The sequence below is a fragment of the Empedobacter sp. R132-2 genome, assembly GCF_030324375.1.
Classification (GTDB): domain Bacteria; phylum Bacteroidota; class Bacteroidia; order Flavobacteriales; family Weeksellaceae; genus Empedobacter; species Empedobacter falsenii_B.
The window spans coordinates 187,199-198,835 of sequence record NZ_JACAGG010000003.1 but is presented as its reverse complement, the minus strand read 5'-3'; the positions used below and the strand labels follow the sequence as shown (position 1 = coordinate 198,835).

The window sequence follows — 11,637 nt, the reverse complement described above, 5'->3', positions numbered from 1 at the left end:
TGTAAAGGCAGTGATGTCATAGTCGAGTAGTACTAATTACCCATAGACTTTTTCTAAAAAAGTAGAACGAATCAAAGATAATGATAGTAATATCAAAAATAAAAAAGATTAAATACTAAGATTGATTTAATCGTCATAGAGAAGGTTAGTTAATCTTATTTGGATTAAGAAAGTAATACCAGATTGTATAGTAATAATGTCAAGATATAATAGGAACTAAGACCTATACAAAAATATTAGGGTGACTATAGCTGCAGGGCTCACCTCTTCCCATTCCGAACAGAGAAGTTAAGCCTGCCTGCGCCGATGGTACTGTTACTTACGGGAGAGTAGGTCGTCGCCAGTTTTTATTAAAAGCCTCAAGATTTATTTCTTGAGGCTTTTTTTGTGGTTATACGTCGCGCTTTAGCTGAACGCTGTAAGCTTTACGCATCTCCAGACTATGTTTTATAAAAAAAGAAGCTTGCTTTCATCCAACAAGAGGCTTCTAATTAGTCAACAAGAAGCTTCTTCTTGATAAAAAGGAAGCTTCCTTTTTACAACTAACTCAGAACTTACAACTCATAACTCGATAACACTCCTTTGTAGATTTTTATTGTCAGTCTTAAATCTTATGTCTTATAACTTATTACTCAAAACTCAGAACTTAAAACCCGCGTTAGGGATAGCAGTGGAAATCCTTTTGTAGGAATTGGTTTTTCTGTAATCACTTCTAATCTTCTTATACAAAAGATTGCAACGGATACCCCGACCGAGTGATTTACATTAGCTGTGTTTGTATTATTTTGGTTATTCTATGAATGATATAAAGGAAGGCAAAGAGCGAGGGAACGCCCAAATTTATTATCTTTACTTAAAACCTATATATTATGGAAGAAAATCAGTATGATAATCAATTGTTACCAAAGGAAAGTTGGTTTAAACGTAACTGGAAATGGGTTGTGCCAGTTGGCTGTTTGTCGTTTGTGATTTTATTTTTTGGATTGTTAATTGGTGGTGCTTTTTGGGGTTTTAGTAAGATAACTTCGGATAGCGATGTAACGAAACATGCAATTAATATTATTAATCAAAATCCTGAAGTTCAGCAGAAATTGGGTACGGATGTTAAAACGAACGGAGTTTTTACTGGAAATATTTCGATTACAAATGATACTGGTGAAGCTAACATTTCTGTACCTATAAAAGGAACAAAAGGTTCTGGAACTGCAATTATTGTTGGAGAAAAAGAATTTGATAAATGGAATTATGAAAAGATTGCGGTTCAGGTTGATGAAAATGGAGAAGTGATCGAAATAATTAAGTAAAAGAAGAAGCTAACGAATGAGTTAGCTTTTTTTGTTTAGCTATTATTGATAAAGATTTAATTGTTTATTCAAAATAATAATTTTACTTTTGATTAACATTTGGTGCGAATTTAACCGTTCGGTAACAGGGAATCAGGTGAAAATCCTGAACAGACCCGCTGCTGTAAGCTCTATATTTTTTAGATACATTATATCCACTGTTTTTAATGGGAAGGATTTCTAAAAAAGGAGTAAGTCAGAAGACCTACCAAAATGATAAATGTTGAATGCTTTCGGGGACTAAAGCGTGAAGTTCAAATTTTGGATAGGTTCGTCCTTTCAATACTTCTTCATACACTCTCGTTAGCAACAATTGATTATTGCTAAATGAGAAATCTGAAAACTATAATTATTTGTTGCAGCTTGATTTTGCTTTCATGTCGCATAGCCTCTGCGCAAATTATTCATGATAGTATTTTAGAGCTTCAACAAGTTAATATTTTAAAAAATAATGTAAAAGCCATTGTTCCTGTTCAGGAATTGAAAGGAGAGGAACTAGAGGCTTTAAATAGCCATTCTGTGGCAGATGCTGTTCGTTTTTTTGCAGGAGTGCAAATTAAAGATTACGGTGGAGTTGGAGGTTTAAAAACTATTGATGTTCGTGGGATGGGATCTCAACATGTTGCAGTTTTTTATGATGGAATTCAACTTGGAAATGCGCAGAATGGAATTGTCGATTTAGGGAAATTTTCTTTAGACGATATGGAAATGATTTCTTTATATAATGGTCAAAAAAGTAATATTTTTCAATCAGCGAAAGACTATGCTTCTGCTTCTGCAATTTACCTTCAAACCAAGAAACCTGTTTTCATTGGTGATAAAAAAACAAATGCTATACTTCGTTATAAGTTAGGTTCGATTCAATTAATCAATCCTGCTATTCGTATTGAACAAAAAATTACGGATAGATTATCAGCTGTTTTGAGTGCTGAATATGTTAAAACTAATGGTGTATATAAATTCCGTTATCAACGCAAAAATTTGGATGGAACAACTGCATACGATACAGTTTTGAAACGTAGAGATGGACAAGTTGATGCAAAACGTTTAGAATTAGGATTGATCGGAAAAGGAAATCAATCGAATTGGAATGTAAAAGGATATTTGTATGATTCGGATCGTGGAATTCCTGCTGCAATTGTGCGTGGTCGATTTGATGGACGTGGACAAACTTTGGTTGATAGAAATTATTTTGTTCAAGGTAAATATGAGAAACGATTCAGAAATTTTCAATCGAAGATAAACGCAAAGTTTGCTTACGATTTCACCCATTATACAGATACAGTTTCGACAGTAAAAATAGAAAATAAGTACACACAACGCGAGTTTTATGTGTCTTGGGCGAATCTTTATTCGATTACAGATAATTGGGATGTGAATGTTGCAACAGATTATCAGTTTAATAATATGGGAGCAGATTTAAAGAATTTTTCTTTTCCTACTCGGCATATAAATCTTGTTGCATTTGCGTCAACTTATCGTCTTGGACATTTGAGTTTACAAGGAAGCTTATTAGGAACTTTTGTAAAAGAATCAGTAGAAATGAACACAAGTGCGCCTGATAAAAATATATGGATGCCAACAATTATTGCCAATTATCAACCATTCAAATCTCACGATTTTAATATCAGAGCGTTTTATAAACGTATTTTTAGAATGCCAACGTTCAACGATTTGTACTACACAGACATTGGTTATGCGAATCTTCGACCAGAATATTCTACACAATATAATGTTGGTTTTACTTATTCTAAATCATCTCAAAATTTCTTCAAAAATATTACGATTCAAGCCGATGCTTTTTACAATGAAGTAACTGATAAAATTGTGGCTGCGCCTTCTGGAAGTTTGTTTCGTTTCACTATGCTCAATTTGGATGAAGTCAGAATAAAAGGGTTGGATGTTAAAATTCGATCAACATTTCAATTAGGAGAAATAGAGGTTTCGCCAATGCTTAACTACGGTTTTTTGCAAGCGTTAGATTATTCGAATCCTAAAAAAAGTTACTACAAAAATCAAATTCCATATACACCAAAACATAGTGGCTCTTTTGTTTTAGCGGCTTCTTATAAAACATGGAATTTTAATTACAGTTTTATTTATGTGGGAGAACGTTACAATGTTCATCAAGATAATATTAAAATAAATCGTCTTAATCCTTGGTTTACAAATGATTTAGGAATACATAAAGAGTTTAGGTTGAATCAAAGTCTATTCAAAGTTTCTTTTGAATTAAATAATATTTTGAATCAACAATATGATGTGGTTTTAAATTATCCAATGCCAGGAAGACAATTCAAGCTAATATTAAGCGCAAACTTATGAGAAATTTCAAACAATTATTCGTCTGTTTTTTAACAGCAATTACTTTTTATGCTTGTCAGCAAGATACTTATTTGATCGAGAAAGAGGAAGAAGGTGTAACTGATCCCGAAAAAACAGATGTCGTTGGTTTTTATTTGCTAAACGAAGGAAATATGGGAAGCAATATGGCTACGGTAGATTATATGGACTTTACAACAGGAACTTATAATCGAAACATATATGCAACCGTAAATCCTACTATGGTAAAGGAATTGGGTGATGTTGGGAATGATATAAAAATTTATGGAAATAAATTATATGCGGTAATCAATGTATCAAACTTTATCGAAGTAATGGATGCAAGAACAGCCAAACATTTGGGAACAATTCCTTTGGAAAATGGTCGTTACATCACGTTTGCAAATGGTAAAGCGTATGCATCTTCGTATGCTGGTCCTGTTACAATCGATCCGAAAGCACCTTTAGGAAAAGTAGTCGAAATTGATACGATTAATTTATCTGTTACGCGACAAGTGACGGTAGGTTATCAGCCAGAAGAATTAGAAGTTGTTGGGAATAATCTGTATGTAGCAAATTCAGGTGGTTATCGAGTTCCTGAGTATGATAAAACAGTTTCTGTGATTGATTTATCAACATTTAAAGAAACCAAAAAAATTGATGTTGAAGTAAATCTTAATCGTTTAAAAAAAGATGCAGATGGCGATTTATATGTGACTTCTCGTGGCGATTATTACAACGTTCCATCAAATTTATATGTGTTAGATAGTAAAACGCATCAAATCAAAAAGAAATTTGATATTCCTGTTTCTAACTTTACGATTGCTGATGATAAGCTCTATTATTATTCAAACGAATTTAGTTACACAACTTTCGAATACACAAAAACTTATGGTGTAATTGATACCAAAACAGAACAAGTTATTAACAAAACATTGGTCAATGATCCTGTTATTAATGAAATTGAAACGCCTTACGGAATTGCTATTAATCCTCAAACCAAAGATCTTTTTCTAACCGATGTCGGAAATTATGTTTCGATGGGTTACATCTATTGTTTTGATAAAAATGGTGCTTTTAAATGGAAAACTGCTGCCGGAAATATTCCTGCTCATTTTGCTTTTGTCTATAAATAAAATTTACATATGAAATATTCTAAAATCTTACTAACCGCACTAAGTTTTGCTTTAATACAAAGCTGTAGTGATGATGAAAACATTATCGAGACAAATCCTGATAATGCTACTTTACAAGCATCTTATGATGCAGCACGTTTAAAAATTGTTTCAATTGAACCAACTGTTTCTGGTTTCGAAAATGCAACATATACATGGAAACTTGGCAATGAAATTATAGGAAATGAGAAAACTTTAGGTTTCGTTTCTGATAAAGTTGGTGCTTATGATTTGATGTTAGAAATAAAATCTGGTACATCAACAAAAACAGTAAAAACTAAAGTTAATGTAACGCAAGAAACAGCAACTTATAGCAAATACATTTCTCAAGTCTTCGATTATTTACCAGCTGTAGGTCAGTTTACCAATAAATTACCTGCATATGTTGATGGCGATACACAAACAGAAATGACAGCTAAAGCAGGAAAAGCTTTAGTTGGAGAAAAATCTACAATGATTACACTTGGTGGTTACGGAGGTTATGTGGTATTTGGTTTTGACCATACAATTTTGAATCAGAAAGATAAACGTGATTTTAAAGTTTTAGGAAATGGATTTGCAGGATCTTCTGAGCCAGGAATTATTATGGTTGCTTACGATAAAAACAAAAATGGTAAACCAGACGAAGACGAATGGTACGAAATTGCAGGAAGCGAATACACAAATCCAACTACAATAAAAAATTATACAATTACATATCACAAACCAACAGTTGAAGATTCTAATGCGACTCCTGAATATATAAAATGGGAAGATAACCAAGGAAAATCTGGTTTTAAAGCGAAAAATACGTTTCATAAACAACCATATTATCCAATTTGGTTTGGGCAGAATCAGTTAAAATTCTCAGGTACACTTTTGGAAAGCAATTATACAGAGAAAAATGGTATTTGGACTGGTAAACAATTGGCTTATGGTTATGTAGATAATGCACCAAATAATAGCGAAGATTCAAACATTGATATCGATTGGGCTGTTGATAAAAATGGTAATCCAGTTAAGTTAATGGGAATCGATTTTATCAAAGTTTACACAGCAACAAATCAAGAAGCAGGTTGGTTAGGCGAAATCTCAACAGAAGTTGCAGGAGCTTATGATTTGCATTTATAATATAACAAAACTAAATAAAATGAATTTTAATTTTACAAAGAAACTATTCTTTAATTTCTTATTTGCTACATCATCAATCTTTTTATTGACTTCTTGTAATAATGATGACGACAATACTGAATTAGTAGATCAACAAAAATATGAAACCTTAGATTTATCAAAGTTTGATTTAACAAAAGGAACTACTACAGCCGGAGGAAAAATTTGGGAAGGTACTTATACAGAAGACGCTGAATTAACTTCAGGTATTTTCAAGTTTAAACATACAGCTTGGCCAGAGTATTTAACATGGATGGGATTCACGGTTTCTAATAGTAATGACAATTCTGATCAAATAGATAAAGAAGGCGGTTGGTTAGATAATCAATGGGGTACAATGGCAAAAGGTGGTGCAGATGGACAAGGAACACCATTTTTAGTCTCTTTCGCTGATCACAAACCATCTGAGAAAGTTTTGAAATATGGAGAAGAAGTTAAGATTGACAGATTTTCGAGTGTAGTAGAAATTACTGATACAGCTAATAAATACAAAGCAAAAAATGTAAAATTAGCAATAAGCCCTTGGTCTTATTATGGGATTCTGAATGGTGATGCATATGCAAGAAAGTTTGTAAAAGGAGATTATTTCGCGATTCATATTTATGGTGTTTCAGCAAATAAACAATTGACTACAGAAAAACCTGTAACTCATTATTTTGTTGATTTTAGAAATGGAATAAATAATATTTCAACAAATTGGCAAGATGTGGATCTTTCTGCTTTAGGAGAAGTTAAATATTTAATGTTCTTTTTAGAAACTACAGATGTAGGAGATTGGGGAGCAAACACAGCATTATACTTTACAATGGATAAACTAAAAGTAGAAAAAATTCAATAATCTAACATTCTAAATATTTTTATCCGAGGCTGTCATTTTTGGATGATGGTTTCGGATTTCTAAAAAAACAATACATGAAGAAATTTTTACTTTCGATTTTTACAATAGCTGCAATTCAAACAAGTTTTGCACAAACAAAAGAATACACAAACGGCGTTTTTATTGTGAATGAAGATTGATTTGGTAAAGCAAATGGATCAATTAATTTTATTAATGCAAATGATTCGGTTGATTATAATGTTTATAAAACAGTTAATCCTGGTGAAGAATTTGGTGTAACTTCTCAATATGGAACAATATATGGCGATAATTTTTAAATTGTTTCGAAACAAGGAAATCGTTTAGTTGTTGCAGATTCGAAAACATTACAGAAAAAAGCAAGTTTCGAAACAATTGGTGCTGATGGTAGAAGTTTTCTTGGGATTAATAGTAAAAAAGGTTATATAGGATCTGCAAAAGGAATTTATCTTTTTGATATTGAGAATTTAAAAATTGGTTCTCTGATTGATGGAACTTCTAAAGTTGGTCAAGTAGGAAATATGATTCGTACATCTAAATTTGTTTTTGCTGTTTCAAGTACTGGAGGAATTTTAGTTATCGACCCAAAAACACATCAAATAAAACAAACGATTGCTGGAAGTTTTATTTCAGTTGTGCAATCTAAAGATGGAAATGTATGGGGAGCTTTATCTAAAAAATTAGTCAAAATAAATCCTACGACTTTAGAAACTACAGAAATTGCTATTCCTACGAAAACAGTTCCAACTCCTTCTGCTTGGAATGCTGGTACTTTTTGTTCTTCAACACAAGATAATAGTATTTATTTTCTATCAGGAATCAATGTTGTGAAATACGATGTAACAAATAATAAATTTGAAGAAACTTTTATAGAAATTCCTGGTCAAGATACGACACCAAAGGAAACATATTATGGAGCAGGTTTAAGGATTGATCCATTGACAAACGAACTAGTATTAACTACTATTGGTTCAGGTTGGGGAACTAATTCGCAAATTAATTTTGTTCATAGATTTTCTGATAACGGAAGTCTTAAAAAATCTGTGAAATTAAGTGAGTATTATTGGTTTCCTTCAATGCCTGTTTTTCCAGATAATGCAGCACCAATTATCAATGATTTAGAGACGACTTATCATATCAATACAGCAACAACAATTGATTTGAAAGATAAAGTTTCTGATTTAGATAATTTATCAGCAGCAATTGTAAAAGATTTAGAAATCATTGAAAATGATGATGTCGCTGAAATTTCGATTAATGATAAGGAAGAATTAGTCATTAATCCATTAAAAAATGGAACAGCTAAAATCAAAATTTCTTTCAATTCGAATGGAAAAGTTGTTTCACAAAACATCACAATTTCATCAGCTGTTTTAGGAACAAGTGATTTAGCTAAATCTGTTGTAAATGTTTATCCAAATCCTGTTAATAATGTATTGTTTATTGAAACAAATGAAGCTTCAAAAGCCGAAATTTTCGCTATTACAGGAACTAAAATGACAGAGAAAACACTTCAAAAAGGGAAAAATCAATTAGATGTTTCCTCTTTACCAAAAGGTGTTTACATCATAAAAGTTAACAATTCTACTTTCAAGGTAATCAAAAAGTAGTGTGTTATTTATTTGTGGAAAAAAGGTTGAGCATTGCTCAACCTTTTGTTTTTTTTTTTAAATATTGATTCCGTACGTATTTTTTATTTCAGCCATCACAAAAGAGCTGTGCGTACTCCCGATGCTTTCTAAAGCGCCCAATTTATTGAAAACAAAATCTTGATATTGCTTCATATCCAAAACTTGTACTTTTAAGATAAAATCATATTCGCCCGAAATATTATAACATTCCACCACTTCATCAATCAACAAAATATCTTCCACAAGTTTATTCCCAATCGTGCGATCATGTTGTTTTAGCTTAATGCTGCAAAAAACCATAAAGCCTTTGTTCAGCTTTTCTGCATCCAAAACCGCTCTATAATTTTTGATATAACCTTGTTGTTCCAACCTTTTTATACGTTCAAAAACGGGTGAAGGAGATAAATTAACTAAAGCAGCAATTGCTTTTACTGTCAATTTCGAATCTTTTTGTAGAATTCTTAATAATTCTAAATCGGTTTGATCTAATGTTTCCATCCAAATAATATTCTTTTCAACACGATATTTTATCGTTGTTTAAGTGTTTTGTTTTGTAAAAATATTAATAATAAGTTGTATAATCTTATTTTTTCAAGTTTTACAATCGTTTATTTTGTCTTGTTACATTTGTAAAGAAATAAACAACAAATTATTGGGGAATCGTGTGAGAATCACGAGCTGTCGCGCAACTGTAAGTAATGCAAATTACAAGTCAGATTACCAATAGAAACAAAAGATGATACTTTCGCGATTTGAAGTCAGTCTGTCACAATAGGTTTACTATTTATCAACTCGCGTTTGTGTTTTTGAACATTAAAAAACAATCAAAATGCAAACACAAATTTTAGGTTATCCAAGAATTGGCGCTAACCGTGAACTAAAAAAAGCCTGCGAAAACTATTGGGCAGGTAAAATTGAACTACAAGCTTTATTGCAAACAAGCCGTACAATTACCAAACAAAATTGGGTATTGCAACAAGCTGCCGGAATTGATTTAATTCCGTGTAATGACTTTTCTTTTTATGATCAAGTTTTAGATTCTACGTTATCAGTTGGTGCAATTCCAGCGCGTTTCAATACGGTTGCGTTAAATAAAAAGAACACAGAATTAGACTTGTATTTTGCGATGGCAAGAGGTTATCAAAAAGATAATTTAGATATTACAGCGATGGAAATGACAAAATGGTTTGATACCAACTATCATTATATCGTTCCGGAATTTGTAAAAAATCAAGAATTTAAATATTTCTCAAACTCAATTGTAAACGAATTTATCGCTGCAAAAAAAGAAGGTTTTAATCCAAAAACTGTTTTAATTGGACCGATTACGTATTTATTATTAGGAAAAGAAAAAGAAGAGGGATTTGATCGAATTGATTTAATTCAGAATTTATTGCCAGTTTACTTTGAAATTATTCATGATTTAATCAATCATGGAGCAAATACAATTCAGTTCGACGAACCTTTTTTAGCTTTAGATTTAGACGAAAAATCGAAAACAGCTTATCAAGAAGTTTACAAAAAAATAAGAAAAGAATTTCCTCAACTTACAATTCAGGTCGCAACTTATTTTGATGGATTGAAAGATAATACAGCTTTAGCAATCAATTTACCAATTGATATTTTGCATCTTGATTTGGTTCGTGACGAAAATCAAATCGATGAAATATTGAATCTAATTCCTTCTCAATTAAAACTTTCTTTAGGTTTAGTTGATGGTCGAAATATTTGGAAAAATGATTTTCAAAAATCGCTTTCAACCATAGAAAAAGTTGTGAACAAAATTGGAGAAAAACGTGTTATTATTTCAACATCTTGTTCATTATTACATTCGCCTTGTGATTTAGATTTAGAAACAAACGAAAAAAATCTTCCGACAACAATCAAAGATTGGTTTGCATTTGCGAAGCAAAAATTAGAAGAAGTTGCTTTCTTAAAAAATTATTTTTCAAACCCGAATGACGAAAAATTGATTCAACAATATGAAGCGAATCAATTCTCTATTAATAATAGAAAAAATTCTCAATTAATTCATCAAACTCAAGTTAAAGAACGAGTAAATGCAATAAAAGATGAAGATTATAATCGTACAAATAGTTTTGGACAACGAAAAATTGTGCAACAAAATGTATTGAATCTTCCGCCTTTCCCAACGACAACAATCGGATCTTTTCCACAAACACAAGAGGTGAGAAGTTGGCGTGCGAAATATAAAAAAGGAGAATTATCTGCCGAAGAATATGATACTTTATTGAAACAAGAAACCAAGCGTACGATAGAGTGGCAAGAGGAAATTGGCATTGATGTTTTGGTGCATGGTGAATATGAGCGCAACGATATGGTGGAATATTTTGGTGAAAAATTAGCCGGATTTGTCTTCTCTAAAAATGGTTGGGTTCAGAGTTATGGAACGCGTTGTGTAAAACCGCCTATTATTTTTGGTGATGTTTATCGCCCAGTTCCAATGACGGTTTATTGGTCGAAATATGCGCAATCTATCACAGAACAAAAAGTAAAAGGAATGTTGACTGGTCCAGTTACGATTTTGCAATGGTCTTTTGTTCGCGATGATCAACCAAGATCTACGACGTGTAAACAAATTGCATTGGCGATTCGTGATGAAGTTTCAGATTTAGAAAAAGCTGGAATTAAAATTATTCAGATTGATGAACCTGCAATTCGAGAAGGTTTACCATTGAGAAAAGATGAATGGCAAAATTATTTGAAATGGACGGTTGATTCGTTCAAATTAGCTTCAAGTAATGTTGATGATTCTACTCAAATTCATACGCATATGTGTTATTCAGAATTCAACGATATTATTCAAAATATTGCTGATTTAGATGCGGATGTTATTACAATTGAATGTTCGAGAAGCCAAATGGAATTATTAAATGCTTTTTCAGATTTCAATTATCCAAATGATATCGGACCTGGAGTTTATGATATTCATTCGCCTCGAGTTCCGTCGAAAGAAGAAATGGTTGATTTGATAGAGAAAGCGGCAAAAGTTATTCCGGCAGATCAATTATGGGTGAATCCTGATTGTGGACTAAAAACGCGTCATTGGGAAGAAACCGAAAAAGCTTTGATTGAAATGGTTGCGGCGACAAAAGAATTAAGAAAAATATATACGCCAAAAGCGATTTAAGCTTAACATC

General features: G+C 31.9%; 8 protein-coding genes, 1 rRNA gene, 1 pseudogene and 2 riboswitches. Of the genes and pseudogenes, 9 read left to right on the top strand and 1 reads right to left on the bottom strand.

The window, feature by feature from the left end:
• Positions 1-237 precede the first annotated feature (237 nt).
• The 8 genes and pseudogenes from rrf (at position 238) to HXZ69_RS15295 (ending at position 8,455) form a co-directional block, all read left to right on the top strand.
• A 5S ribosomal RNA gene (gene rrf / locus HXZ69_RS03730) occupies positions 238-346 on the top strand.
• A 523-nt stretch (positions 347-869) separates the two neighbouring features.
• Entirely contained in the window at positions 870-1,304 is a 435-nt protein-coding gene (locus tag HXZ69_RS03725) for a cytochrome c oxidase assembly factor Coa1 family protein (RefSeq protein WP_286495047.1), read from the top strand.
• Between the two features lie 83 nt (positions 1,305-1,387).
• A riboswitch (cobalamin riboswitch) is annotated at positions 1,388-1,571 on the top strand.
• Between the two features lie 99 nt (positions 1,572-1,670).
• Positions 1,671-3,668 (top strand): TonB-dependent receptor, encoded by a 1,998-nt coding sequence (locus tag HXZ69_RS03720; RefSeq protein WP_286495046.1) that lies wholly within the window; start codon positions 1,671-1,673, stop codon positions 3,666-3,668.
• The gene (locus HXZ69_RS03715) at positions 3,665-4,801 is read left to right on the top strand and encodes a YncE family protein (protein ID WP_286495045.1); all 1,137 of its coding nucleotides are present in this window, start codon (positions 3,665-3,667) and stop codon (positions 4,799-4,801) included. Before HXZ69_RS03720 ends, HXZ69_RS03715 begins: the two co-directional genes overlap by 4 nt.
• Positions 4,802-4,810: 9 nt before the next feature.
• The gene (locus HXZ69_RS03710) at positions 4,811-5,950 is read left to right on the top strand and encodes a PKD-like domain-containing protein (RefSeq protein WP_038336828.1); all 1,140 of its coding nucleotides are present in this window, start codon (positions 4,811-4,813) and stop codon (positions 5,948-5,950) included.
• 19 nt (positions 5,951-5,969) lie between these two features.
• On the top strand, positions 5,970-6,827 hold the full coding sequence (locus tag HXZ69_RS03705; RefSeq protein WP_052217978.1) for a DUF4465 domain-containing protein: 858 nt from the start codon (positions 5,970-5,972) through the stop codon (positions 6,825-6,827).
• Between the two features lie 191 nt (positions 6,828-7,018).
• Positions 7,019-7,921: pseudogene (locus tag HXZ69_RS15300) on the top strand (DUF5074 domain-containing protein); the annotation flags it as partial.
• The gene (locus tag HXZ69_RS15295; RefSeq protein ID WP_353655961.1) at positions 7,922-8,455 is read left to right on the top strand and encodes a T9SS type A sorting domain-containing protein; all 534 of its coding nucleotides are present in this window, start codon (positions 7,922-7,924) and stop codon (positions 8,453-8,455) included.
• A 57-nt stretch (positions 8,456-8,512) separates the two neighbouring features.
• Here HXZ69_RS15295 and HXZ69_RS03695 read toward each other — a convergent pair whose 3' ends face one another.
• Positions 8,513-8,974, bottom strand: a complete 462-nt coding sequence (locus tag HXZ69_RS03695; RefSeq protein WP_038336827.1) for an Lrp/AsnC family transcriptional regulator — start codon at positions 8,972-8,974, stop codon at positions 8,513-8,515.
• A 109-nt stretch (positions 8,975-9,083) separates the two neighbouring features.
• Positions 9,084-9,219, top strand: a riboswitch (cobalamin riboswitch).
• Between the two features lie 86 nt (positions 9,220-9,305).
• On the opposite strand from HXZ69_RS03695, the gene metE reads away from it, so the two are divergent.
• The gene (metE, locus tag HXZ69_RS03690) at positions 9,306-11,627 is read left to right on the top strand and encodes a 5-methyltetrahydropteroyltriglutamate--homocysteine S-methyltransferase (protein ID WP_286495043.1); all 2,322 of its coding nucleotides are present in this window, start codon (positions 9,306-9,308) and stop codon (positions 11,625-11,627) included.
• Positions 11,628-11,637: the final 10 nt, after the last annotated feature.